The organism is Streptomyces sp. NPDC053665, from assembly GCF_055585285.1.
On record NZ_JBVJKK010000001.1, the window covers coordinates 1,114,881 to 1,138,570 of the forward strand.

Here is a 23,690-nt window from a genome sequence, read left to right on the forward strand (position 1 = left end):
TGCCGAAAAAGAGGGGGACGTCAGAGGTTGGTGAGGTCCTCGGGGATCCGCGCCTCGCGGCCCTCCCGCAGGACCGTCGCCTCGATCAGGCCGTAGGGCCGGTCGGCGGCGTAGTACACCTCGTTGTCGTTCTTCAGGCCGAACGGCTCCAGGTCGACCAGGAAGTGGTGCTTGTTCGGGAGGGAGAAGCGGACCTCGTCGATCTCGCTGCGGTGGTTGATGATCCGCGCGCCCATCTGGTAGAGCGTCTGCTGGAGCGACAGCGAGTACGTCTCGGCGAAGGCCTGGAGCATGTGCTTGCGCACCTGCTCGTAGGACTTCTCCCAGTGGGGCATGCGCTCGTCGTCGTCGGTCCAGTTGAACCGCCAGCGGCCCGACACCTCGGTGGCCAGGATGCGGTCGTAGGCCTCTTTCAGGGTCGTGTACTTGTCCTTGACGTAGCCCCAGAACTCGGAGTTGGTCGAGTTCATCACGACCAGGTCCTTCAGGCCCGAGATCACCTCCCACTTCTCGCCGTCGTAGGTGACCTGGGTGAGCCGGACCTCCTGGCCCTTGCGGACGAAGGAGTGCTTGACGTCGTCGGCGCCGATGAACCGCGAGTTGGCGTCGGAGGCCTCGATCCGCTCCCAGGCGTACTCCTCGATGCGGATGCGGGCCCGGTGGATCGGCTGCTGGCTGGTGACGAAGTGCCGGGCCAGGTGGATGCCGAACTGCTCGGCGGACTCGATGCCGTGTTCCTTGGCGAAGGCGAACACCGTGTTCTTGGTGGTGTCGGTCGGCAGGACGTTGGCGTTGGAGCCGGAGTAGTGGACCTCCTCCATGTCGCCGGACAGGGCGACGGAGACGTTGAGGTCCTTGATGTGGTGGGTGGCGCCGTCCCGCGTGATCTTGACGACTCGGTTCTCGGCCTTGCCGTACTGGTTCTGGCCCAGGATCACCGGGCGGGCAGGGCGGGAAACGTCTGTGCGGGCAGGGCGGGAAGTGTCTGCCATCTGTAGCTAGCTCCCTCGGTAAACGGAGTAGCCGAACGGGTTGAGCAGCAGCGGTACGTGGTAGTGCTCGCCCGGTACGACGGCGAACGTGATCGCCACCTCCGGGAAGAACACACCGGCGCCGCTGTCCCGGTTCGCGGGGGCGTCCTGCTGCGCATCGGCTTGCTTGTCGGTGAAGTACGGCTCCACGGCGAAGTCGAGCCGTACGTGGGTCGTTCCCTCCGGCAGGGCCGGCAGGTCCTTGCACCGCCCGTCCGCGTCGGTCGCCGAGCCGCCGAGCGCCTGCCAGTCGGCCGCACGCCCGGCGCGGGCGGACAGGTGGACGGCGACGCCCTCGGCGGGGCGGCCGGCGCTGGTGTCCAGGATGTGCGTGGACACGGACGCGGTGGCGGAGGTGCTCATGCTGCTGTCAGTCCTCTTCGACGAGTCGGGCCAGACGGATGCGGTTGATCTTCCCCAGTTCGGCGCGGACGATCTCCCGCTCCTGCTCCGGCGTGTTGCCGAGGCGCTCCCTGACCGCGTCGCGCATCTGCTCGCCGGTGCGGCCGGTGGCGCAGATCAGGAAGACGTGGCCGAACCTCTCCTGGTAGGCGAGGTTCAGTTCCAGCATCTCCGCCTTGAGCGCCTCGGAGGCGCCGGCCATGCCGCGCTGCTCCCGCGCCGAGGTGGGGTCGCCGGGCGTGGGACGGCCGATGGGCGGGTGGCCGGCCATCGCCTCGTCGAGGTCGGCGGCCGTCAGCTCCGCCGTGGCGGCGTCGCTCGCCGCGTACATGTCCTCGGGGACGAGGTAGGGGCGGGCGGCGAGCAGTCGCTTCGCCCACGCCGTGGACGCGCACGCCTCGTGGAGCGCGGCGTGGGCCGCGTGCTCCTCCAGGGCGTTGAACCGGGCCAGGCCCGGTGGCGTGGAAGTGGAAGTCACGGGAGCCTCCGTGGCCGGATAGGGCCTTCGTGCTGGACGGGCGTGCCGATAGCTAACGCCCAACCGCGACAGCACGTCAACAGTTTGTTGAAAATTCGGTGGCGCGAAACCGGACGGGCGGCGACCGCTCCCGTCAGGCCCCCTTCTCGCGGTTGAGGTAGTTGTAGACGGTGAAGCGGCTGACGCCGAGAGCGCTCGCCACCGTCTCCACGCCGTGCCGCACGGAGAAGGCGCCGCGCGCCTCGAGTATCCGCACGACCTCCTGCTTGGCCTTGCGGTCGAGGTCCGCCAGCGGCATACCCTTGCGGCGCTCCATGGCGGCCAGGATGTGGTCGAGGGAGTCGGCCAGCTGCGGCAGCCGTACAGCGACGGCGTCGCTGCCCTCCCAGGCCAGCACGACGTCGTCGGGGCCGGCCTCGTCGGGCGGGAGGATCTCGCCGCCCATGGCGTCGACCAGGGGCTTGACGGCCGCGATGAACGACTCGTGCCCCGTGCCGTTCACGAGGCGTCCCCGTCGATCACGTTGACCTGGAGCGAGACCCTGGTGGCGCCGGCCGCCAGGGCCTTGCGGAGCAGGGCGTCCACGGCGCCGAGCACCGCGTCGGCGCCGCCCTCCGCGGTGTTGCCGAACGGACCCACGTCCACGGCGTCCAGTTCGGCGGCCTCGACGACCTCGCGGGCCACCACCGCGTGCGCGGGGGCCTCGTCGAGGTCGAAGGGCTCGGTCGTGAACTCCACTCTCAGTCGCACGCGCCCAACCTAACGCGCGGTGCCGACTTTCCGGCAGCCCCTCTTGACAGCCCTCGCACCCCGCAGGCAGTCTTCCGTTAAGCAGAAACAAGATTCCGCAATACGGAAATAGTCGCGGAAGACACGGAAGGGAGCGCCGCCCCGATGGGATTCGCAGACCAGCGCTTCAACGTCAACCTGTCGATCCTCTTCACGGAGCTCCCCCTGCTGGAGCGCCCGGCGGCCGCCGCGGCGGCCGGGTTCGGCGCGGTCGAGCTGTGGTGGCCCTGGGTCGACTCGCCCACGCCCCCGCAGTCCGAACTCGACGCCCTGCAACGCGCGATCGAGGACGCCGGCGTACGCCTCACCGGCCTGAACTTCTACGCCGGCCGGCTGCCGGGCCCGGACCGCGGCGCCCTGTCCGTGCCCGGCGAGGAGTCGGAGCGGTTCCGCGCCAACATCGACGTGGCCGCGGGCTTCGCCGCCGCGCTGGGCTGCACGGCCCTGAACGCCCTGTACGGCAACCGCGTCGAGGGCGTGGACCCGGCCGAGCAGGACGCGCTCGCGCTGGAGAACCTGGTCCTGGCGGCCCGCGCCGCCGACCGGATCGGCGCGGTGCTGCTGATCGAGGCGCTGAACAAGCCCGAGTCGCCGCTGTACCCGCTGGTGTCCGCGCCCGCCGCCGTCGAGGTCGTCGACAAGGTCGACGAGGCGACGGGACTGGGCAACGCGCGCTTCCTCATGGACCTCTACCACCTGTCCATGAACGGCGAGGACCTCCCGTCGGTGATCGAGCGGTACGCCGCGAAGACCGGCCACGTCCAGATCGCCGACAACCCCGGACGCGGAGCGCCCGGCACGGGCTCGCTGCCCCTCGACGACCTCCTCGACCAGCTGAAGAAGGCGGGCTACGACGGCTGGGTCGGCCTCGAGTACAAGCCGGGCGAGCGCCCGAGCGCCGAGGCCTTCGACTGGCTGTCCCGCTGACCCCTGCACCGAAAGGCACCCCATCATGAGCACCACTCTCCCCAAGGTCGCCTGGATCGGCCTCGGCATCATGGGCTCGCCCATGTCCGAGAACCTGATCAAGGCGGGTTACCAGGTCACCGGTTACACGCTGGAGCGGGACAAGCTGGACCGCCTGGCCGCCGCCGGCGGCACCGCCGCGTCCTCGATCGCCGAGGCCGTGGCGGACGCCGACGTCGTCCTCACCATGGTTCCGGCGTCCCCGCAGGTGGAGGCCATCGCCTATGGCCCGGACGGCATCCTGGAGAACGCCCGCTCCGGCGCGCTGCTGATCGACATGTCCTCGATCACGCCGCAGACGTCGATCGACCTGGCGAAGGCGGCGAAGGACAAGGGCATCCGCGTGCTGGACGCCCCGGTGTCCGGCGGCGAGGCCGGGGCGATCGAGGCCGTGCTGTCCATCATGGTGGGCGGCGAACAGGCCGACTTCAACGAGGCCGAACCGATCTTCCAGGCCCTCGGCAGGACCATCGTGCTGTGCGGCCCGCACGGCTCCGGCCAGACCGTGAAGGCGGCCAACCAGCTGATCGTCGCGGTGAACATCCAGGCGTGCGCGGAGGCCGTGGTCTTCCTGGAGAAGTCCGGCGTGGACCTGAAGGCCGCCCTGGACGTGCTGAACGGCGGCCTGGCCGGCTCGACCGTGCTGACCCGCAAGAAGGACAACTTCCTCGCCCGCGACTTCAAGCCGGGCTTCCGGATCGACCTGCACCACAAGGACATGGGCATCGTCACGGACGCCGCCCGCACCGTCGGCGCGGCCCTGCCCGTCGGCGCCGTGGTCGCCCAGCTGGTCGCCTCCCTGCGCGCCCAGGGCGACGGCGGCCTGGACCACTCGGCGCTGCTGCGGGCCGTGGAGCGCCTCTCCGGCGCCCAGGTCTGACCCCTCCCCACCCGGGGTCCCTCGACTCCGGGCGGCGCCGCCCCTGACACCTGTCCTGTCGCGCCCAGAGGGGCGGCGCCGCCCGGTACCAGCCGTGCCCACTGCTTCAACAAACTGTTGACGCTCTGATTGCCCCACCCTAGGCTCCACAAAGCGGAAACACTTTTCCGCTGCCCTCTCGTACGGAAGGTCACGATGTCGCAGCGCGTGCTCACCACCGAGTCCGGCGCCCCCGTCGCCGACAACCAGAACTCAGCCTCCGCCGGCATCGGCGGCCCGCTCCTGCTCCAGGACCAGCATCTGCTGGAGAAGCTGGCGCGCTTCAACCGCGAGCGCATCCCGGAGCGCGTGGTGCACGCCCGCGGCTCCGGCGCCTACGGCCACTTCGAAGTGACCGACGACGTCACCGACTTCACCCACGCGGACTTCCTCGGCGAGGTGGGCCGGCGCACCGAGGTGTTCCTGCGCTTCTCCACCGTGGCCGACAGCCTCGGCGGTGCGGACGCGGTGCGCGACCCGCGCGGCTTCGCCGTCAAGTTCTACACCGCCGAGGGCAATTACGACCTGGTCGGCAACAACACCCCGGTGTTCTTCGTCAAGGACCCCGTCAAGTTTCCCGACTTCATCCACTCGCAGAAGCGCGATCCGTTCACGGGCCGTCAGGAGCCGGACAACGTCTGGGACTTCTGGGCGCACTCCCCCGAGGCCACGCACCAGGTGACCTGGCTGATGGGCGACCGCGGGATCCCGGCCTCGTACCGGCACATGAACGGCTACGGCTCGCACACCTACCAGTGGACGAACGCCCGCGGTGAGGCCTTCTTCGTCAAGTACCACTTCAAGACGAACCAGGGCATCCGCTGCCTGAGCAGCGAGCAGGCCGCGGAGCTCGCGGGCCAGGACCCCAACTCGCACCAGACGGACCTGCTGCAGTCCATCGAGCGGGGCGTGCACCCGTCCTGGACGCTGTACGTGCAGATCATGCCCGCGGCCGAGGCGGCCGAGTACCGCTTCAACCCGTTCGACCTGACCAAGGTCTGGCCGCACGGCGACCATCCGCTGCGGCGCGTGGGCCGGCTGGTCCTCGACCGCAACCCGGACAACGTCTTCGCCGAGGTCGAGCAGGCCGCGTTCTCCCCGAACAACTTCGTCCCCGGCATCGGCCCCTCGCCCGACAAGATGCTCCAGGGCCGCCTGTTCGCCTACGCGGACGCCCACCGCTACCGCCTGGGCGTCAATCACACGCAGCTCGCGGTCAACGCGCCCCGGGCCACGACCGCCCACAACTACGGCCGGGACGGCCTCATGGCGTCCAACCCGCAGGGCCGGTACGCCAAGAACTACGAGCCGAACTCCTACGACGGCCCCGTCGAGACCGGCCGCCCGCTCTCGGCCCCGCTCGCGGTGCACGGCCACACGGGCACCCACGCCGCGCCCCTGCACACCAAGGACGACGACTTCTTCCAGGCGGGCGAGCTGTACCGGCTGATGTCCGCGGAGGAGAAGTCCCGGCTGGTCGCGAACATCGCCGGAGGCCTGTCCCAGGTGTCCCGCGACGACGTGATCGAGAAGAACCTCGCGCACTTCCACGCCGCCGACCCCGAGTACGGCAGGCGCGTGGAGGAGGCCGTCCGCGCGCTGCGCGAGGACTGAGCTCCCCGGCCGTGTCCGACCGCCCGGGGACGACCCGGATGAGGGGTGGTCACCCCGGGCACGGACACGGTCGGGGCGAGGACCGCGGCGGCGTGCGAGCCAGTGCGGTGGTGAAGGATCCGGAAGCGGCGTCTCGACCTGAGGGAAGCCGCCCCCGGTTCCGTCGCACCCGCCGCGGTCCCCATACGGACCACCACCCCACCCCTCCCCCCGACCCCGTCCGGCGGCGCGAACGTCCTGTCGCGCCCAGCCTCGCGCCGCCGGACGGCCACAGCGCCCGGGATGCGCGAACGCGCCGGGCGCAGCAGCCTGAAGGCATGGCACCTCCCACCGAGCGCCCGCACGTCGTGGTCCACGCACCCGCCCTGGACGGATCCCGCCGGGTCACCCTGGGCGACGAGCCGCTGGGCGTCGCGACGCACTCCGACGACGTCGCCGAGATCCTGCGGCTTGCGGACCTGTACGTCACGGACGTCGCGGACAGCGACCTCGTCGAATGGCAGGGCGGCGGCCCGGACGACTGGCCGGGCCTGTCCGAGCACCACGAACCGTGACCGCCCCGGCGCCTCCCGCCGCAGACACCCGTACGGCACCGGTCGTACCCGCCGTACGGAACCCTCAAATGAACCTCTGAACCCGGCCCCGGGGGCTTCAACAGCCCCCGGGGCCGGGCACATTCTCGGCACACGGGACCCGCCGGCACGGGGGCGGCGGGTCCCGGTCGACCCCGGATGTCAGTCCCGCCCTGGCCCGCCCTGGCCCGCCCTGGCCCGCCCTGGCCCGCAGGGTCGGAGTGGGCGGCAGGGCCGAAGTGGGCGGCGGGGCCGGCAGGAGACACGGAGACAAGGGAACGCCGCAGGGGCGGTCCGTCCCGGTGGACGGACCGCCCCTGCGGCTCGCGGGTCAGACCTTCAGCGTCCTGATGGACGTCGGCGCGTGCGCGGGCTCGGTGGCGAGTTCCTCGAACTCGACCACGTTGCCGATGTCGTTGGTGGTCGACATGGCGATGTTGGTGACGCGTTCCAGGATGGCCTCGACGACGACCGGGACCCGGTACTCCGCGGCGAGCTTCTTCGCCTGCTCCAGGGCGCTGCCCAGCTCGGCCGGGTCGGTCACCCGGATCGCCTTGCAGCCGAGGCCCTCGGCGACCTTGACGTGGTCGACGCCGTAGACGCCGATCTCCGGCGAGTTGAGGTTCTCGAACTCCAGGTTGACCTGGAAGTCGATGTCGAACGCCCGCTGCGCCTGGCGGATCAGGCCCAGGTAGGAGTTGTTCACCAGGACGTGGACGTACGGGATCCGGTGCTGGGCGCCGACCGCCAGTTCCTCGATCATGAACTGGAAGTCGTAGTCGCCGGAGAGGGCGACGACGGACGCCTCCGGGTCGGCCTTGGCGACGCCGAGCGCGGCCGGGATCGTCCAGCCGAGCGGGCCGGCCTGGCCGCAGTTGATCCAGTGCCGGGGCCGGTAGACGTGCAGCATCTGGGCGCCGGCGATCTGCGAGAGGCCGATGGTGGAGACGTACCGGGTCTCCGGGCCGAAGGCCTTGTTCATCTCCTCGTAGACGCGCTGCGGCTTGATCGGGATGTCGTCGAAGTGCGTGCGGCGCTGGAGCGTGGCCTTGCGCTCCTGCGCGGCGGCGGCCCACTGCGAGCGGTCGGGCAGCCGCCCGGCGGCCTTCAGCTCGCGGGCGACCTCGACGAACAGCCGCAGGGCCGCCTTCGCGTCGGAGGCGATGCCGTAGTCCGGGGCGAAGATCTTGCCGATCTGGGTCGGTTCGACGTCCACGTGGACGAACGTGCGGCCCGCCGTGTAGACGTCGAGCTTGCCCGTGTGGCGGTTGGCCCAGCGGTTGCCGATGCCGAGGACGAAGTCGGACTCCAGGAACGTCGCGTTGCCGTAGCGGTGCGAGGTCTGCAGGCCCACCATGCCGGCGTTCAGTTCGTGGTCGTCGGGCAGCAGGCCCCAGCCCATCAGGGTGGGCACGACGGGCGTGCCGGTCAGCTCGGCGAACTCGACGAGCAGGTCGGCCGCGTCGGCGTTGACGACACCGCCGCCCGCGACGATCAGCGGCCGCTCGGAGGCGTTCAGCATCCCGATCGCCTTCTCGATCTGGGCGCGGCTCGCGGCGGGCTTGTAGACGGGGAGCGGCTCGTAGGTCTCCGGGTCGAACTCGATCTCCGTCAGCTGCACGTCGATCGGCAGGTCGATGAGGACGGGCCCGGGCCGGCCGGAGCGCATCAGGTGGAACGCCTGCTGGAAGACGCCCGGGACCTGCGCGGCCTCCAGGACGGTCACGGCCATCTTGGTGACCGGCTTGGCGATCGAGGCGATGTCGACCGCCTGGAAGTCCTCCTTGTGGATCACGGCGGTCGGGGCCTGGCCCGTGATGCACAGGATCGGGATGGAGTCGCCGATGGCCGAGTACAGGCCGGTGATCATGTCGGTGCCGGCCGGCCCGGAGGTGCCGATGCAGACACCGATGTTGCCCGGGTGGGTGCGGGTGTAGCCCTCGGCCATGTGGGAGGCGCCCTCGACGTGCCGGGCGAGGGTGTGGGTGATCCCGCCGGCGGCCTTGAGGGCCGCGTAGAAGGGGTTGATCGCCGCGCCCGGGACACCGAACGCGTCGGCGACGCCCTCGCGCTTGAGGATCTCAACTGCCGCGCGGGCAGCGGTCATTCGAGCCATGGAACTACTCCTGGTTCGGCTGTCGGATACGCACTCCCGTCGCGCCCCGCCGCGAGCACTTTCCGCATTACGGAAACGAACTTCTACTATCTGGAAGCAATGTAGGAGGGTGCGGACGAGCCGTCAAGAGACGTCCGGGCAATGGGCCGAGCAGCGGACAGGCGCGGGCCCGCGGGTGGAGCATGGGGGGCATGTCCCAGAGCGTGTCGGTGCGCTGTCCGGCCTGTGGGCGCGCCCATCTGTTCGCCGTGCCGTCCTACCCCTGCCCCTGCGGAACGCCCGTCGCGCCACCGCTCGACCCGCGCGCCGAGCCGGCCGCCGTCACCCACCGTTCCTGGGAGGAGGAGTGGGTGACCGTGCACTGCGCGGCCTGCGACCGGCCCTCCGCGTGGCCGCGTCCGGAGCTGGGCTGTTCCTGCGGCACGGTGCTGCGGCTCCCGGTGACGGACGCGCGCGGCGCCCTGCCCGGCATCCCGCCGCGGCTGGTGCGCCCGGCCTTCCGGCCGGTCGCCATCCGCACGGCACGGGACGCCGTCATCACCGTCGCCCTCTATCTGCGCTGGCTCGGCCACCGGGGCGTGCGGCGCGCCGACCGGCGCCCTCCCTCCGGCGCGGGGCTCGCCGCCCCGGGGGTGCTGGCCTGGGTGGATCCGACCGTCCGCCCGGCGGACGCGCGGAACGTGGAGTGCCTGTGGCTGACCGCGATGACGGAGTCCGCGACCGCCTGTGTCTACTTCTCCCTCGCCGGGTACGACGACGAGGCCCGCGCCCGGGCCGACGTGCTGGGCGTGTCGCTGTTCGTGCTCGACCTGGCCGGTGCCCCGCAGCCGGTGAACGGGCCGGCCGAGGCGTTCGCCGCCTGACCCGCGGGCGCGGGACGGCGCCGGCCCCCACGTCCGGGGAGCCGGCGCCGTCGTGAACGGTGTTACGGGTTGACGCAGGTGACGGAACCGACCGGCAGGTTGTTCCCGGTCGAGGTGGCCGTGAAGCCGAACGTGACGGTGCCGTCCGGCGGGATGGTGCGGTTGTGGTCCACGTGTCTCACCGTGACCGTGCCGTCGGTGCCCGTGCTCAGGCTGCCGTTCCAGACCTGGCTGATCCGGGTGCCGGCACCCGGCTGCCAGCGCACGGCCCAGCCGTCACGCGCGGTGGTGTTGTGGTTCATCACCTCGACGGACCCCTGGAAACCACCGCCCCAGGAGTTCGTCACCTTGTAGAGGGCCATGCACCCGGTGTGCGGGTCGGTGGGCGTCGGGGTCGGCGTGGGCGTCGGGTCCGGGGTGCCGCCCGAACCGCGGATGCCCGTCACCTCGCCGTTGCCCCCGTCGAAGACGATGTCGGAGCAGGAGAAGAAGTTCTCCTGGCTGTCCGAGCGCACCCACTGGATGAACATCATGGCGTCACCCGAGCGGCCGGACGGCAGCTTCAGGTCCCAGTAGTAGTGGCCGGAGTCGGTGCCCACCGAGCCGGACTGCGGCGGGTTGGTGACGGTCTGGATCAGCTCCAGGTCGCCCCAGCCCAGCGGCTTGGTGGGTGAGTAGCCGGGCTTGGAGACGTACACCCGGAAGTCGCCCGGGTGCGCCGCCCAGTTGCTGTGCTTGACGCGGATCGTCGCACCGGAGGTGAGGTGCGTACGGGGCCAGTCGGCGCGGGCGGCGTTGTAGCCGGTGAAGTTGTACGGGGAGCGGTCGCCGGCGCTGCACAGCTTGCCGTCCGGGACGTAACCCGCGCCGCGTCCGCCCGCGTTGGAGTCGAGCACGGCGAACCAGTTGTACAGCGACGACGCGCCGCTCTCGGCGAGCGCGGCCTTGCACGCGGGGTTCGTCGGGTCCAGGGAGCCGGTGCTGGTCCTGGCGTCCAGCCAGCAGAGGTAGGTCCGCGAGCCGGGAGTCATCGTCACGCCGTGCGCCTGCGCGCTGTTCTGGCCGATCAGGGCCAGGCCGAGCCCGCTGAGCAGGGTGGCCAGGACCGCCAGTAAGGACAGGGGGCGTCTGGTGCTTCGAGCCATGTTCTCTCCTGTGGGGGTGGTGGGTTCGGTTGTCTCCCCGGAGGTTCGGGGCGGGTCAGGCGGGTGGGGCGCCCCAGGCCAGGGTGCCGTTCAGGTAGGCGGGGATCCTCGGGGCGTCCGTGTAGGAGGCGGCGGTGGTCCGGCTGTGGTCGTCGCTCTCGTCGAACGCGGACCAGTCGGACTTGGCCAGGCGCAGCTGGAGGTCGCCGGTGTCCTTGCCGGCGGCCAGGGTGCCGCTGCGGAATCCGACCTCCAGGTAGGCGTCGGCGCCCGCGACCGGGGTGCTCAGCGGCACCACCCGCAGGGTGAGGCTGGAGCAGCCGACGGCGGCGTGGTCGCAGAAGGCGTTCACGGTGGACGAGCCGCCGTCCCGGGTGAAGTAGTAGCGGGCGGTGACCTTGCCGAGGTCCACGGAGGCGCTGCCGGTGTTGGCGATCCGCAGGCCGGGGCGGATGCCGTTGTCCGTGGCCGAGGCGTCGTTGTTCTTGTAGGTGACCTTGAGACCGCCGGCCGGGTCGGGCCCGCCGCCGCCCGCCTCCGTGGTGACGCTCAGCGCGGTGGAAGCCGCGGAGACGTTCCCGGCGGCGTCGCGCGCCCGGACGGTGTAGCCGTACGCCGTGGCCGCGGTCAGCCCGGTGTCGGTGAACGCGGTGCCGGTGAGCGTCGAGGCGTTGACCCTGGTGCCGTTGCGGTACACGTCGTAACCGGTGACGCCCACGTCGTCGGTGGCCGCCGTCCACGCCAGGGAGACGCTGGTCGCGGTCTTCGCGGTGGCCCTCAGGCCGGTCGGCGCGGTGGGAGCGGTGGTGTCGGTGGGGTCGGGCTCACCGCCGCCGTCGACGGGCACGGCCGGGTACGCGTTGCGCACCAGCATCGAGAACTGGTGGTGGAACCAGTGGCCGGCCAGCGGCGCGTCCGGCATGGCGCCGGTCGGGTTGCCGCCCGCGTTGGGCGCCGTGTAGTCCGGGTTGCACATCGGGTCCGGACGCTTGCCCTCGTCGTTCGGGATGTCCTTGCTGGCCCCGTCCGACTCCCCCGGCGGCTTGATCCACAGGAAGGCGTCGAGGTGCGAGTCGGGGTACCCGGCGGGTGAGGCCTGCGGGGGCTGTCCGAGGCCGGCACCGTTGACGTTGCACCACAGGCCGCGGTGGGTCCGCCGGTCCACCTTGGACTGGCTGACGTAGGTGTCGAGGACGGTGCTGGTGGACTCGGCGGTCGGCCGGGCCGCGCCTCCCCAGCCGTTGCGGGAGGTGTCGACGACCATGCCGGTGGAGGCGGGCCAGCCCTGCGCCACCAGGGTGGCGTGCACGGCCTTGGTGAAGTCCGACTCGTCGAAGTTCGGGTTCCACTCGTAGTACTTGCCGGACCGGATCTGGTTGCCGCCGACCGTCTTGCTCGGGTCGGTCAGGAACGGTTCGGCGAGCGGCGTGTAGTTGGCGACGTTGGTGATCAGGCCGTCGACACTGCCGAGCCCGGCCGTGGTGCCCTTGACGACGTCCGTGTACAACTGGGTGGTCTGGGCGAGGTTGTTGTCCCAGCCCAGCCACCCGGAGTGGGCGAAGTCCAGGTACGTGTACACGTTCGGGACGGCGTGCAGCTTGTTCAGGGCGTAGCGGATGGCGTCGACCTGGATGCCGCTGCTCTTGGCCTGGGCGCACTCGGGGTCGTTGAGGTTGGTGACCAGGTTCGGCAGGCCGTCCGGTTCGATGACCGTGGTGATGCGGATGTCCTGGTACTTGGGGTCGGCGAAGACCTCGGCGATCTCGTCGATGTACTCGCTCTTGTAGCGGGCCAACCCGGCCGCGGTGAGCGGCAGTTCGCCGTTGGAGGCGAGGGCGGAGCAGTCGCGGCCCGGCAGGTCGTACACGACGAAGGTGGCGGCGAGCGGCCGGCCGGGCTTCTTCTGGGCGAGCGCCAGGTCCAGGTGATCGGCGAGGCTCTTGCGGCCCGCGTTGGCCTCACCGCCGTGGATGGCGGCGATCCGGTCGAGCCAGACGGCCGTCGGATAGCCCTTGACCTTCTCCATCCTGGCCTTGAGGGTCGCGTCGCCGGTCTGGGCGATGGACCCGTCGACCAGGCGCGCGTAGTCCGGGTTGACGTAGAACGAGGCGCCCGCGAACGGGTTGTCGACGTGCGCCTCCGCGGCGGACGCCTCGGGTGCGGCCAACTGGGCCGCCGCGCCCAGCAGCAGCGTGCTCACCGCGGTGGCCAGGGCAGCCGTCCGCTTGCGGTGCGGCCTGCGCGGGCGGGTGTCCGCGCGTCCGGTCCGGTCTGACATGTGCGCTCCTCGGTGCGGGGGTACGGGGGTGCGGGGGTGCGGGGGTGGCGCAGGTTCGGCGGAGCGGGGTGGCACGGGTCCGGCCGAGCCTTTCCGGAAGCGGGCCGGAGGGGCGGGAGCGGTGCGGGTTCGAGCCCGAGCGGGGCGTGCTGGGTGGTCCGGGCCGGGCCGGAGCCCGGCAGGCGGCTCGCCTCGCCCGGGCCACCCGGAGCGAGCCGGTCGTGCGGCCTCCGGGACGGCCCGCCCGGCCGCTCCGACCGTCCCTTCACGACCCGGGCGGGCCGGGGTGAGGAGCTCGAGCCGGGTGCGCGGCAAGGGATTCGCCGGTGAGCCGGTGGTACGGCCCGGGCAGAGCGCGGGGTGCGGCACTCGAGCGGACCGCGCCGTGCAGGACGTGCCGGGACGGCCGGGGGCGGGCCCCCATGGGCGGTCGTGGACCAGGTCCGTACGCCCCTGGCGCGTGGCGCGGGGAAACCGGCCCTGCCGTGTCCCGGTACCGCGGGTGGAACGCTCCGGGGCCCGCCCGTTCGGCGCAGGGCGGAACCCGGAGCGGGTCGGTGCGCCGCGGGTCAGGCGACGGAGCAGGCCGTGCCGTTCAGGGTGAAGCCGGCCGGCTTGGCGAAGGTGCCGCCGTACGTGCCCTGGAAGCCGAAGCTCTGGGTACCGCCGGCCGCGATGCGCGCGTTGTGCGCGACGGGACTCGCCGTGACGGCGCCGGAGGTACCGGACAGGGTCGCGTTCCAAGCGCTCGTGACCCGTTGCCCGGACGGCAGGGTGAAGCCGAGCCGCCAGCCGTCGACCGCCGCCGATCCGGTGTTCTTCACGGTCACGTCGGCGGTGAAGCCGCCCTGCCAGACGCTGGTCCCGTACGTCACCTGGCAGGCCGCCGCCGGGCCGCCGGGGCCGCCCGGGTCGCCGCCACCGGTGTTGACGGTGGAGGAGAAGGAGTTCACGGCGAGCCCGGCGCCGTTCTGCCAGGGCTCGAAGCCGGCCTGGACGCTGGTCAGGTACCAGTTGTTCTGCGCCATGCCCCGGGCCACGGTCTGGTCGACGAAGTCCATGACGTCGAAGCTCCAGCTGGAGACGGCCGAGGGGGCGACGAAGGAGATCACGTCGTTGGATCCGTTGCTGCCGGTCCACACCTCCCAGGTGCGCCCGCCGACGGAGGCGGTGCCGACCTGGGAGCCGATCGGCTGGATCGGGCCGACCCGGTTGAACCAGATCATGATCTCGGTGCGGTTGACGCCGTCGGTGCGGGGCGTCGGGTCCAGCCAGATGTCGTACGAGGCGTTGTACACCGCCCCCGAGACGTAGCCGTAGGAGATGCTGCTGGGCGCGCTGGAGATGGTGCTGATCTGCGCCGGCAGCTTGGTGCCGGGCGAACAGTTGGTGTAGTGGCAGCCGTTGAAGACCGACGGGTAGGACTTCGGCGCGCCGTTGGTGGGCACGGAGCCGTCGGCCTGGGTGAGCCGGAAGCCGGAGTCGGTCGCGGTGACGCACTGCGGGGCGCTGGTGCCCCAGCGGTTGTTCTGGACGACGTAGCGGCCCTGGATCACGGTCGATCCGAACTGCTCGCAGACGACCGTGTCCGCCCGGGCGGGCGCGGTGGCGGCGAGCAGCGCCGCGACGGTGGCGAGCGTGGTGAGCAGCGCGCCGAACAGGGCGCGGACGGTGCGGAGGCGGTGCGGTGACGATCGCATGGGGGGGCCTCTCTGCGGGGGGACGACCGGACGCGACGGAGGGTGCTGCGGCAGGGAGATCGGGAGCGCTCCCGCCTCCCCAGGAATGGGAGCGCTCCCATCTCACCGGTTTCGGTCGCGACTGTAGGAGCCACCCCATGTCCCTGACAACCCGTTAGGCGCGAATCCGTCGAATGTATTTCGATGCCGCAGCTCAGCGAGGTGCCCCGACAGCCCTCGGCAACGGGCGCGGGGCGCGCGGGAGTTGGGAGCGCTCCCGGATCGCCTCCGGCCGGTTGCCGAACGGCCTCACGCCGAGTCCCGGACCACCAGGCGCGTCCGCAGGATCACGTGCCGCCACGCCACCTCCGGCTGCTCCATCTCCTCCCGCAGCAGCCGCACCATCGTCCGGCCGATCTCCTCCAGCGGCTGCCGGACGGTGGTCAGGGGCGGATCGGTGTGCCGGGCGAGCTCGAAGTCGTCGAAGCCGATCACCGCCACGTCGTCGGGCACCCGCCGCCCCGCCGCGTGCAGCACGGCCAGGGCTCCGGAGGCCATGGTGTCGGAGGCGGCGAGGACCGCGTCCACCTCCGGGTGGCGCTCCAGGAGTTCGGCCATCGCCCGGCGCCCGCTCGCCTCCGTGAAGTCGCCCTCGACGGTCCGGGAGACGGGCGCGGGCAGCCCCGCCTCCTCCAGGGCCTGCCGGTAGCCGCGCAGGCGGCAGCGGGCGACGTACATGTCCAGCGGCCCGGTGATCGCCCCGATCGACCTCCGGCCGCCGCGCACCAGGTGGGCCACCGCCTCGCGCGCGCCGCCCACGTTGTCCGCGTCGACGTAGGTGATCTGCTCGTCGCCGGAGCGGCGGCCCAGCAGCACGGTGGGCAGGCCCGCGTCGGCGAGCATGTCGGGCAGCCGGTCCTCGGCGCGCACCGACATCAGCAGCACACCGTCGACCCGGCCGCCGCGCGCGTACTCGACGAATCGCTGCCGCTCGGCGTCGGTGCGGACCAGGGTGAGCAGCAGTTGCACGGACGTCTCGGCGAGCGCGTCGCCGACGGCGGTGACCGTCTCGGAGAAGAACGGCTCGCCGAACAGCCGCCAGTCGCGCTCCGTCATGACCAGCGCCACGGCGTCGGCCCGCCGCCCCGCCAGCGACCGCGCCGCCAGGTTGGGCACGTAGCCGAGTTCGGCGATGGCCTGCTGCACGGCTCGGCGGGTGGACTCCCGGACTCCCGCCTCGTTGTTGACGACGCGGGAGACCGTGCCCCGTCCGACGCCGGCGAGCGCGGCCACCTGCTCCAGCGTGGGTGTCGTACCGGGCCGCCGTCTGACCATGTGTCACCCCCCAAGGGCGTCGATCCTACGGGCCCCCGGCTCCGCACGACCGAACGCCCTCGCGGTCGTTCACCCGGCGTAGCGCTCGCGCAGTTCCACCTTGCGCACCTTCCCGGACACCGTCATGGGGAAGGCGTCCAGGACCTGCATCCGGCTCGGGACCTTGTAGTGCGCCAGCCGGCCCGCGCAGAAGGCCCGCAGGTCCTCCAGCACCGGCGGGTCGGCCGGGTCGCGCGGGATGACGCAGGCGAGGACCTCCTCGCCGTAGTGCGGGTGCGGGACGCCCACGACCTGGACGTCCCTGATCTTGGGGTGCGCGTAGAGGAACTCCTCGATCTCGCGCGGGTAGATGTTCTCCCCGCCGCGGATGATCATGTCCTTGATGCGGCCGACGATCTCCACGTAGCCGTCCTCGCGCATCACGGCCAGGTCCCCGGTGTGCATCCAGCGGCCCGCGTCGACGGACTCGGCGGTCTTCTCCGGCTCGTCCCAGTAGCCGAGCATCACGCTGTAGCCGCGGGTGCACAGCTCCCCCGCCTCGCCGCGCGGCCGCGTCACCCCGGTCGCCGGGTCGACCACCTTGACCTCGAGGTGGGGCAGGACCCGGCCGACCGTGCCGGTGCGGTGCTCCAGGTCGTCGTCCCGCCGCGTCTGCAACGACACCGGGGACGTCTCGGTCATGCCGTAGCAGATGGAGACCTCCGCCATGTGCATCTCGGCGACCACCCGCTTCATCACCTCCACCGGGCAGGGCGAGCCCGCCATGATGCCGGTGCGCAGCGAGGACAGGTCGTACGAGGCGAAGCCGGGGAGGTTCAGCTCCGCGATGAACATAGTCGGCACCCCGTACAGGGAGGTGCAGCGCTCGCGCTGGACCGCCTCCAGGGTCGCCTCCGGGTCGAAGGAGGGGGCGGGGATCACCATGCAGGCGCCGTGCGAGGTGGCGGCCAGATTGCCCATGACCATGCCGAAGCAGTGGTAGAAGGGCACCGGGATGCAGATGCGGTCCTGTTCCGAGTAGCCGAGCAGTTCCCCCACGAAGTAGCCGTTGTTGAGGATGTTGTGGTGGGAGAGGGTCGCGCCCTTGGGGAAGCCCGTCGTGCCCGACGTGTACTGGATGTTGATGGGGTCGTCGCAGGAGAGGTCCTCGGGGACCGGCTCGGCACCGGCCCGGGTGAGGAGACCGTCCCAGCCCGGATCGCCGAAGTACACGACCTCCCGCAACCCGGGGCAGCGGCCCCGGACCTCCTCGACCATGGCCCGGTAGTCGCTCGACTTGTGGCCGAGGGACGCGAAGAGCATCGAGACCCCGGCCTGCCTCAGCACGTACTCGACCTCGTGGGTGCGGTACGCCGGGTTGATGTTCACCATGATCGCGCCGAGCCGGGCGGTGGCGTACTGGACGAGCACCCACTCGGGGCAGTTGACCGCCCACACGCCCACCCGGTCGCCCTTGGCGACGCCCGAGGCGAGCAGGGCCGACGCCAGTTCCCGCACGGCGGCGCCGAACTGCGCATAGGTCCAGCGCCGGCCGGACGGCACGTCCACCAGCGCCTCGCGCTCGGGCCAGGCGGCGACCGCGCGGTCCAGGTTCGCCCCGATGGTGTCACCGAGCAGGGCGGTGCCGCCGGTGCCGTGGCTGTAGGAGTTCACCGGAAGTCCTCCTCGCGGTACTCGGCGTCCGACCCGGCCGCCGTGGCCTCGCGCAGTTCGATCCGGCGGATCTTGCCGGAGACGGTCTTGGGCAGCTCGCCGAACTCCAGGCGGCGTACGCGCTTGTAGGGAGCGAGCGTCTGACGGGAGTGCTCGAAGAGGACCTTGGCCGTGTCCGGGCCGGGCCGCCAGCCCTCGGCGAGCACCACGTAGGCCTTCGGGACGGCGAGCCGCAGCTCGTCCGGGGCGGGGACGACCGCCGCCTCGGCCACCGCCTCGTGCTCCAGCAGCGCGCTCTCCAGCTCGAACGGGCTGATCTTGTAGTCGGACGCCTTGAAGACGTCGTCGCTGCGCCCGATGTAGGTGAGGTAGCCCTCCTCGTCCCGGGAGGCGACGTCACCCGTGCGGTAGTAGCCCCCGGCCATGGACTCGGCCGTCCGGTCGGCGTCGCCGTGGTAGCCGGTCATCAGGCCGACGGGCCGCTCCGACAGGTCCAGGGCGATCTCCCCCTCCGTGGCGCCCGGGGCGCCGGAGACCGGGTCGAGGAGCTCCACGCGGTACCCCGGGCTGGGCCGGCCCATCGAGCCGGTCTTGAGCGGCTGGCCCGGGCTGTTGGCGACCTGGACGGCGGTCTCGGTCTGCCCGAAGCCGTCCCGGACGGTCACGCCCCAGGCCCGGCGGACCTGCTCGACGACCTCGGGGTTCAGCGGCTCCCCGGCGGCGACGACCTCCCGGGGCGGGGTGCGCAGCTGGCCGAGGTCGGCCTGGATGAGCATGCGCCACACGGTCGGCGGGGCGCAGAAGGTGGTGACGCCCGCCCGGTCCATCTCGCTCATGAGGCGGGCGGCGTCGAAGCGCGTGTAGTTGTGCAGGAAGACGGTCGCCTCGGCGTTCCACGGGGCGAAGAGGTTGGACCAGGCGTGTTTGGCCCAGCCCGGCGAGGAGATGTTCAGGTGCACGTCGCCCGGCTTCAGGCCGATCCAGTACATGGTCGCCAGATGGCCGACCGGGTACGAGGTGTGGGTGTGCTCGACGAGCTTGGGCCGGGCCGTGGTGCCGGAGGTGAAGTAGAGCATCAGCGGGTCGTCGGCCCGGGTCGGGCCGTCGGGCGCGAAGCCGTCCGGGGCGCCGTGGGCGTCGTCCAGCGCCGCCCAGCCGGCCGGCACGTCACCGGCGGCGCCCGCGGCGATGCGCGTGTAGTCCCCGGGGACCTCGGCGAACTTCGCGGTGTCCTCGGCACGGGCCACGACGTGCCGGACCCGGCCGCGCTCCACCCGGTCGCGCAGGTCCGCCGGGCCGAGCAGCGGGGTGGCCGGGATGACGACCGCGCGCAGCTTCATCGCGGCCAGCGCGGTGATCCACAGTTCGGCCTGGTTGCCGAGCATGACCAGGACGCGGTCCTCGGCGCGCACGCCCCGGTCCTGGAGCCAGCCGGCGCACCGGGACGAGAGCCGGGACATCTCCTGGAAGGACAGCCGCGTCTCGCTGCCGTCCTCCTCGACGATGTGCAGGGCCGTGCGGGCGTTGTCCTCGGCGATCACGTCGAACCAGTCGAGCGCCCAGTTGAAGTACTCCGGCCGGGGCCAGCGGAAGCCCTCGTAGGCCGTGGCGTAGTCGTCGCGGTGTTCCAGCAGGAAGTCCCGCGCGCTGCGGAACTGCTCCGTCGCCGATGTCATGCGTCCTCCTCGGTGCCGGACCATTGCCGGGCGGCTGCGAGTCATCGTGTAATCCGTGATGCGGGTCTCACTACCCCCGAACGGGGGGTGGGGCCGCACGGAAGCCGGAACGAAGGGGCGAGCGGGTGACGGCAGACGCGTCCGAGGCGGTCGAGATGCGGGACGCACTGCTGCGCCTGCGGCGCGGCACGGGCCTTCCGGTCGCCTTCGGCGGGCTGCTGGAGGCGGGCTCCCGGGTGCGCATCAGCGAGCTGAGCGGCACGGCGACCGGCGCGCTGCGCTCGCTGGTGGTGACGTCGGGGAACGGGCTGGGCGGGAAGGCGGTGGCGCTGTCCCGGCCGTGCGTGGTGACGGACTACTCGGTGTCCCGGCAGATCAGCCACGAGTACGACGCCCCGGTCGCCGCGGAGGGCCTGCGCTCGGTGCTGGCCGTGCCGGTGGTGGTGGGGCACCGGGTGCGGGGGGTGCTGTACGGGGCGCTGCGCACGGCGCTGCCGCTGGGCGGGCGGATGCTGGACGCCGCGGTCGAGGCGGCGCGGGACGTGGAGCGGGCGCTGGCGGTGCGGGACGAGGCCCGCACGGTCGCCGCCGGGGCCGGGACGGGCGCGGGGTGGGAGCAGGTGCGGGAGGCGCACGCGGCCCTGCGGGCCCTGGCCCCGCGGATCGCCGACGCGCGGTTGCGGGCGGAGCTGCTGCGGGCCTGCACGCTGCTGGCGGCCGAGGGCGGGGGTCCCGGCCCGGCGGCCCGGGTGCGGCTCGCCCCGCGCGAGGTGGACGTGCTGGCCTGCGTCGCGGCGGGCGCCACCAACGCGGCCGCCGCCCAGCGGCTGGGCGTGACGCCCGAGACGGTCAAGGGGTACCTGCGGTCGGCCATGCGCAAGCTGCGGGCGCGTACCCGGGGCGAGGCCGTGGTGGCCGCGCGCCGGGCGGGATGGTTGCCGTAGGTTGGTGGTGCTTTCCCCCGGGTCCGGCCGCGCGGCCGGGCGGCGGTGCCCCGCGCAGGTGCGGGCGCCGTGTTCCGCGGCATTCCGCGGCCGGTGAATTCGCCCGTCCGCACCCCTGTTATTTCCCTCACCACACCGTCCCTCCGTTATTCGAAGAGCTGTTGCCTAATATTGGCCAGGACACGACACAGGGAGGGCCGCGGTGACCGTACGACGGGACTTCCAGGAGCCTTCCAGGAGCCGCCCCGACCTGGTCATCGGCCGGGAGGATCTCTTCACGTCGGCCCGGGATCAGCTCGGCCGGGGCGGCAGTGTGCTGCTCCACGGTCCGGCCGGAATTGGAAAGTCGACCGTCCTGCGGGCACTGGCCGCGGAATACGCCGGTCCGGACCGCACGGTGTTGCGCTGCTCGGCGACCGAGTCGGAATCGCATCTGCCCTTCCTGGCGCTGGCCGATCTGTTCGGGCTCGTCCTGGACGACGTCTCCGGGTCCCTGCCGGCAGCGCAGCGCACCGCCCTGGAGTCGGCGCTGACCGGCCGGGGCGAGTCCACGCTCCAGCGGGACGGGCTCGCGCTGCGCCTGGCCGTGCTGTCGGCGCTGCGGGCGCTGGCCACCAGGGGCCCGGTGCTCGTGGTGGCCGACGACCTTCAGTGGCTGGACGCCGCCAGCGCGGAACTGCTGGGCTTCGCCGCCCGCCGCCTCGGTGACACACCGGTGCAGATGCTGTGCGCGGTGCGCACCGAGGGCGAGGAGTACGACCGCCACCTGCGCGCGTCCCCGCCCGACACGCTCGCCGTCCGGCTGGGGCCACTCACCCGTACCCAGGTCTCGGCGCTGCTGGACCACCGCGGCTACACCCCGCTGTCCCGTTCCACGGTCCGCGACATCCACCGCACCAGCGGCGGCAATCCCCTGTTCGCCCTGGAGCTGGGCCGTGCCCTGGCCGAGAGCACGGCACGGCCGCGGCCCGGTGAGCCGCTGCCGGTGCCGACCTCCCTGCGGGCGCTGGTGCTGAGCCGGCTGGAGATGCTGTCGGACGAGGCCCGCCGGACCCTGCTGGTGGCCAGTGCCGGTGCCCGTCCCTCGCTGGCGCTGCTGCACGCGGCGGGCCGGGAGCACGCCGAGGCGGAGACGGCCCAGGCGGCGGCCCTGGGGCTGCTGGCCACGGACTCCGAGGCGCCGGCGCTGCGGTTCGCGCACCCCCTGATCTCGGCCGCGCTGTACGCGGAGGCCCCCGCGCAGGAGCGGCGCGCGGTGCACGCGGCGCTGTCCACGGCCGCCTCCGACCCGATCGAGCGTGCCCGGCACCTGGCGCTGGCGACCACCGGCACCGACCCCGAGGTCGCGGCCCGGCTCGCCGAGGCGGCGGCCCTGGCCCGGGACCGCGGCGCGCCGTCGGTGGCGGCCTCGCTCGGACTGCTCGCGGCCCGGCACACCCCGGCCGACAGCACTCCGGGACCGGACGAGCGGCGGCTGCAGGCCGCCGAGGACGCGATCACCGCGGGCGAGGCCGATCTCGCCCGCGACATCGCCCGCGACGTACTGACGCGTGCCACCGTGCCCGCCGAGCGGGTACGGGCCTGGATGGTCGTCATCGAGGCGGCCGGGCAGGCCCTCGGGGACGTCGACGCCGTCTTCCCGCAGGTCCTGGCCGACGCGGGCGACGACCCGGGCCTGCTGGCGCTGGTCCACTACCAGCTGGCCTGGCGCGGCCTGGTGGTGGAGGGGGACTTCGCGGAGGCCCGGCAGGAGGCCGCGCACGCGGCGGAGCTGGCGGCCCGGGGCGGGGACCGGCGCACCGAGCTGATGGCGCTGTCCTTCCAGGCCTCCACCGAGACCCTGATGGGCCACCCGGACGCCCCGGTGACCGTCAAGCGGGCGCTGACGGAGCCGCAGGACCCGTATGTGGCCTGCCATCACAACGGCGCCGGTTCGGCCCGGTTCCGCTGGCTGATCATGAGCGACCAGCTGCCGGAGGCGCGGGCCACGATCACCGCGCTGCTGCGCGAGGTGCGCCGGCGCGGCATGGTCGAGAGCGAGGTGCACTTCCTGCGCTTCCTCGCCGACACCGAACTGCGCTCCGGGCACTGCGGCCGGGCCCTCGACCTGGCCCGCGAGAGTCTGCGCCTGGCCCGCGACTCCGGGATCGGCGAGGGCGCCTCGGCGATGCTCGCCTCCCTCGCGGAGGCCTCCGGCGGGGACGTCGACCGGGCGCTCGCCCTCGCCCGCGAGGCGGCCGACCACGCCGAGGTCGACGGCGACCAGATGTACCTGTCGCGGGCCCTGGCCGCGCTGGGTTACGCCCAGTTGGTGGCCGGGGACCCGGCGGCCGCGGTGCGCTCGCTGCGCCGGGTGCGTGAGCTGGAGCAGGGCCTGGGCATCAACGACCCCGGGCGCGGCCGCTGGCACGGCGACCTCGCCGAGGCGCTGGTGCGCGTCGGCGAACCGGGCGAGGCCCAGGACCTCGTCGACACCACCCGGGTGCACGCGATGCGGCTGGGCCGGCAGAGCGTGCTGGCCGTGCTGGACCGCGCCGAGGCGCTGGTGCGCGCGGCGCGGGGCGACCACGAGGGCGCGCTCGTGCGGCTGGCGTCCGTGCAGGACCGGCTGGGCCGGCTCGGGTACGGGCTGGAGGAGGCCCGGGCCGCCTTCGCGCTGGCCCGCCTGCGGGCGCAGAGCACCGCCGCGCGCGGCTCGGCGCCCGGCGCCCCGGCTCCGGCGCCCTACGACGAGGCGGCGCGGTTGTTCAGGCGCTGCCGGGCCCTGCCCTGGCTGCGGCAGGTGGACGCGGCCGCCACCGCCGGGTCGGCCGCGCCGGTGGCACCGGCCGCCTCGGCGCCGCCCGTCGCGCTCGACGCGCTGGAGGGACTCGCCTCGATGGAGCGTCAGGTGGCCTCGCTGGTGATGGAGGGGGCGACCAACCGGGAGATCGCGGCCCGTCTGTTCATCAGCGTCAAGACCGTCGAGGCGACCCTCACCCGGGTCTACCGCAAGCTGGGTATCCGCTCCCGGGTGGACATCGTCCGGCTGGCCGCCGGCCGCCGCACCACCTGAGCCGGGACCGCCGGAGCACCCGCACGGCGCCGGGCCATGCGGTCCGACCTGGGTTTACGCGGCCGGACCGAGGGTTTTCCCTGCCCCAACTCCCTTAGGGGGTTCCCTCATTGGGGGCCTCGCCGCACCGGCCCTAGCTTGGGGGCGTGCCGCTCGCCGGGCACACGGAGATCCG

The 23,690-nt window shown here is 72.6% G+C and carries 19 protein-coding genes; 7 read left to right on the top strand and 12 right to left on the bottom strand.

From position 1 onward, the window contains the following. Positions 1–20: 20 nt before the first annotated feature. The 5 genes from pucL to ACZ6ZN_RS04820 all read right to left on the bottom strand — a co-directional run bounded on the left by pucL (position 21) and on the right by ACZ6ZN_RS04820 (position 2,661). Entirely contained in the window at positions 21–992 is a 972-nt protein-coding gene (pucL, locus tag ACZ6ZN_RS04800) for a factor-independent urate hydroxylase (RefSeq protein WP_398109563.1), read from the bottom strand. 6 nt (positions 993–998) lie between these two features. Next, positions 999–1,394 (bottom strand): hydroxyisourate hydrolase, encoded by a 396-nt coding sequence (gene uraH / locus ACZ6ZN_RS04805; protein WP_398109564.1) that lies wholly within the window; start codon positions 1,392–1,394, stop codon positions 999–1,001. 7 nt (positions 1,395–1,401) lie between these two features. Then, complete coding sequence (uraD, locus tag ACZ6ZN_RS04810) at positions 1,402–1,911, bottom strand: 2-oxo-4-hydroxy-4-carboxy-5-ureidoimidazoline decarboxylase (RefSeq protein WP_451878404.1); 510 nt, start codon at positions 1,909–1,911, stop codon at positions 1,402–1,404. Between the two features lie 133 nt (positions 1,912–2,044). Further along, a complete protein-coding gene (locus ACZ6ZN_RS04815) occupies positions 2,045–2,413 on the bottom strand; it encodes a helix-turn-helix domain-containing protein (protein WP_398109566.1) in 369 nt (122 codons plus the stop codon). Then, positions 2,410–2,661, bottom strand: coding sequence for a YkoF family thiamine-binding protein (locus ACZ6ZN_RS04820; protein ID WP_369195127.1), 252 nt, complete (start codon positions 2,659–2,661; stop codon positions 2,410–2,412). The genes ACZ6ZN_RS04815 and ACZ6ZN_RS04820 overlap by 4 nt, the downstream gene beginning before the upstream one ends. 144 nt (positions 2,662–2,805) lie before the next feature. Here ACZ6ZN_RS04820 and ACZ6ZN_RS04825 point away from each other — a divergent pair, with 144 nt between their 5' ends. The 4 genes from ACZ6ZN_RS04825 (at position 2,806) to ACZ6ZN_RS04840 (ending at position 6,753) form a co-directional block, all read left to right on the top strand. After that, positions 2,806–3,627 carry a TIM barrel protein gene (locus ACZ6ZN_RS04825; RefSeq protein WP_469643074.1) on the top strand — a complete coding sequence of 274 codons (822 nt, stop codon included), beginning with the start codon at positions 2,806–2,808 and terminating at the stop codon, positions 3,625–3,627. Positions 3,628–3,652: 25 nt separating this feature from the next. After that, on the top strand, positions 3,653–4,546 hold the full coding sequence (locus tag ACZ6ZN_RS04830) for a 2-hydroxy-3-oxopropionate reductase (RefSeq protein WP_469643076.1): 894 nt from the start codon (positions 3,653–3,655) through the stop codon (positions 4,544–4,546). Positions 4,547–4,741: 195 nt separating this feature from the next. Then, on the top strand, positions 4,742–6,199 hold the full coding sequence (locus tag ACZ6ZN_RS04835; RefSeq protein WP_398109569.1) for a catalase: 1,458 nt from the start codon (positions 4,742–4,744) through the stop codon (positions 6,197–6,199). Between the two features lie 317 nt (positions 6,200–6,516). Then, positions 6,517–6,753 (top strand): hypothetical protein, encoded by a 237-nt coding sequence (locus ACZ6ZN_RS04840; protein ID WP_398109570.1) that lies wholly within the window; start codon positions 6,517–6,519, stop codon positions 6,751–6,753. Between the two features lie 349 nt (positions 6,754–7,102). Here the strand turns inward: ACZ6ZN_RS04840 and gcl are convergent, their stop codons facing one another. Further along, positions 7,103–8,887 carry a glyoxylate carboligase gene (gcl, locus tag ACZ6ZN_RS04845; RefSeq protein ID WP_398109571.1) on the bottom strand — a complete coding sequence of 595 codons (1,785 nt, stop codon included), beginning with the start codon at positions 8,885–8,887 and terminating at the stop codon, positions 7,103–7,105. A gap of 182 nt (positions 8,888–9,069) precedes the next feature. On the opposite strand from gcl, the gene ACZ6ZN_RS04850 reads away from it, so the two are divergent. Next, positions 9,070–9,750 (top strand): hypothetical protein, encoded by a 681-nt coding sequence (locus ACZ6ZN_RS04850; RefSeq protein ID WP_469643078.1) that lies wholly within the window; start codon positions 9,070–9,072, stop codon positions 9,748–9,750. Positions 9,751–9,812: 62 nt separating this feature from the next. Here the strand turns inward: ACZ6ZN_RS04850 and ACZ6ZN_RS04855 are convergent, their stop codons facing one another. The 6 genes from ACZ6ZN_RS04855 to ACZ6ZN_RS04880 form a co-directional block, all read right to left on the bottom strand. Next, positions 9,813–10,895 carry a lytic polysaccharide monooxygenase auxiliary activity family 9 protein gene (locus ACZ6ZN_RS04855; RefSeq protein ID WP_469643080.1) on the bottom strand — a complete coding sequence of 361 codons (1,083 nt, stop codon included), beginning with the start codon at positions 10,893–10,895 and terminating at the stop codon, positions 9,813–9,815. A gap of 55 nt (positions 10,896–10,950) precedes the next feature. Next, a complete protein-coding gene (locus tag ACZ6ZN_RS04860; RefSeq protein WP_469643082.1) occupies positions 10,951–13,173 on the bottom strand; it encodes a glycoside hydrolase family 6 protein in 2,223 nt (740 codons plus the stop codon). A 569-nt stretch (positions 13,174–13,742) separates the two neighbouring features. Continuing rightward, a complete protein-coding gene (locus ACZ6ZN_RS04865; protein ID WP_469643084.1) occupies positions 13,743–14,873 on the bottom strand; it encodes a glycoside hydrolase family 12 protein in 1,131 nt (376 codons plus the stop codon). A gap of 288 nt (positions 14,874–15,161) precedes the next feature. Further along, positions 15,162–16,187: a LacI family DNA-binding transcriptional regulator gene (locus tag ACZ6ZN_RS04870; protein ID WP_398109576.1), complete on the bottom strand. Its 1,026-nt coding sequence runs from the start codon at positions 16,185–16,187 to the stop codon at positions 15,162–15,164. A gap of 69 nt (positions 16,188–16,256) precedes the next feature. Next, on the bottom strand, positions 16,257–17,840 hold the full coding sequence (locus tag ACZ6ZN_RS04875; protein ID WP_469643086.1) for an AMP-binding protein: 1,584 nt from the start codon (positions 17,838–17,840) through the stop codon (positions 16,257–16,259). Continuing rightward, positions 17,837–19,516, bottom strand: coding sequence for an AMP-binding protein (locus tag ACZ6ZN_RS04880; protein ID WP_469643088.1), 1,680 nt, complete (start codon positions 19,514–19,516; stop codon positions 17,837–17,839). Before ACZ6ZN_RS04880 ends, ACZ6ZN_RS04875 begins: the two co-directional genes overlap by 4 nt. A gap of 125 nt (positions 19,517–19,641) precedes the next feature. Between ACZ6ZN_RS04880 and ACZ6ZN_RS04885 the strand changes: the two genes are divergently transcribed. Both ACZ6ZN_RS04885 and ACZ6ZN_RS04890 read left to right on the top strand, forming a co-directional pair. Further along, positions 19,642–20,460, top strand: a complete 819-nt coding sequence (locus ACZ6ZN_RS04885) for a helix-turn-helix transcriptional regulator (RefSeq protein ID WP_451879619.1) — start codon at positions 19,642–19,644, stop codon at positions 20,458–20,460. Between the two features lie 202 nt (positions 20,461–20,662). Continuing rightward, positions 20,663–23,515 carry a helix-turn-helix transcriptional regulator gene (locus ACZ6ZN_RS04890; protein WP_469643090.1) on the top strand — a complete coding sequence of 951 codons (2,853 nt, stop codon included), beginning with the start codon at positions 20,663–20,665 and terminating at the stop codon, positions 23,513–23,515. Positions 23,516–23,690 lie beyond the last annotated feature (175 nt).

What these genes read in the sequence shown, in the direction of transcription:
- ACZ6ZN_RS04865 (WP_469643084.1), bottom strand. Translation starts at nt 14,873, where the DNA reads ATGCGATCGTCACCGCACCGCCTCCGCACCGTCCGCGCCCTGTTCGGC.
- ACZ6ZN_RS04850 (WP_469643078.1), top strand. Translation starts at nt 9,070, where the DNA reads ATGGGGGGCATGTCCCAGAGCGTGTCGGTGCGCTGTCCGGCCTGTGGG.
- ACZ6ZN_RS04825 (WP_469643074.1), top strand. Translation starts at nt 2,806, where the DNA reads ATGGGATTCGCAGACCAGCGCTTCAACGTCAACCTGTCGATCCTCTTC.
- ACZ6ZN_RS04830 (WP_469643076.1), top strand. Translation starts at nt 3,653, where the DNA reads ATGAGCACCACTCTCCCCAAGGTCGCCTGGATCGGCCTCGGCATCATG.
- ACZ6ZN_RS04870 (WP_398109576.1), bottom strand. Translation starts at nt 16,187, where the DNA reads ATGGTCAGACGGCGGCCCGGTACGACACCCACGCTGGAGCAGGTGGCC.
- gcl (WP_398109571.1), bottom strand. Translation starts at nt 8,887, where the DNA reads ATGGCTCGAATGACCGCTGCCCGCGCGGCAGTTGAGATCCTCAAGCGC.
- ACZ6ZN_RS04860 (WP_469643082.1), bottom strand. Translation starts at nt 13,173, where the DNA reads ATGTCAGACCGGACCGGACGCGCGGACACCCGCCCGCGCAGGCCGCAC.
- ACZ6ZN_RS04835 (WP_398109569.1), top strand. Translation starts at nt 4,742, where the DNA reads ATGTCGCAGCGCGTGCTCACCACCGAGTCCGGCGCCCCCGTCGCCGAC.
- ACZ6ZN_RS04880 (WP_469643088.1), bottom strand. Translation starts at nt 19,516, where the DNA reads ATGACATCGGCGACGGAGCAGTTCCGCAGCGCGCGGGACTTCCTGCTG.
- ACZ6ZN_RS04855 (WP_469643080.1), bottom strand. Translation starts at nt 10,895, where the DNA reads ATGGCTCGAAGCACCAGACGCCCCCTGTCCTTACTGGCGGTCCTGGCC.
- pucL (WP_398109563.1), bottom strand. Translation starts at nt 992, where the DNA reads ATGGCAGACACTTCCCGCCCTGCCCGCACAGACGTTTCCCGCCCTGCC.
- ACZ6ZN_RS04840 (WP_398109570.1), top strand. Translation starts at nt 6,517, where the DNA reads ATGGCACCTCCCACCGAGCGCCCGCACGTCGTGGTCCACGCACCCGCC.
- uraH (WP_398109564.1), bottom strand. Translation starts at nt 1,394, where the DNA reads ATGAGCACCTCCGCCACCGCGTCCGTGTCCACGCACATCCTGGACACC.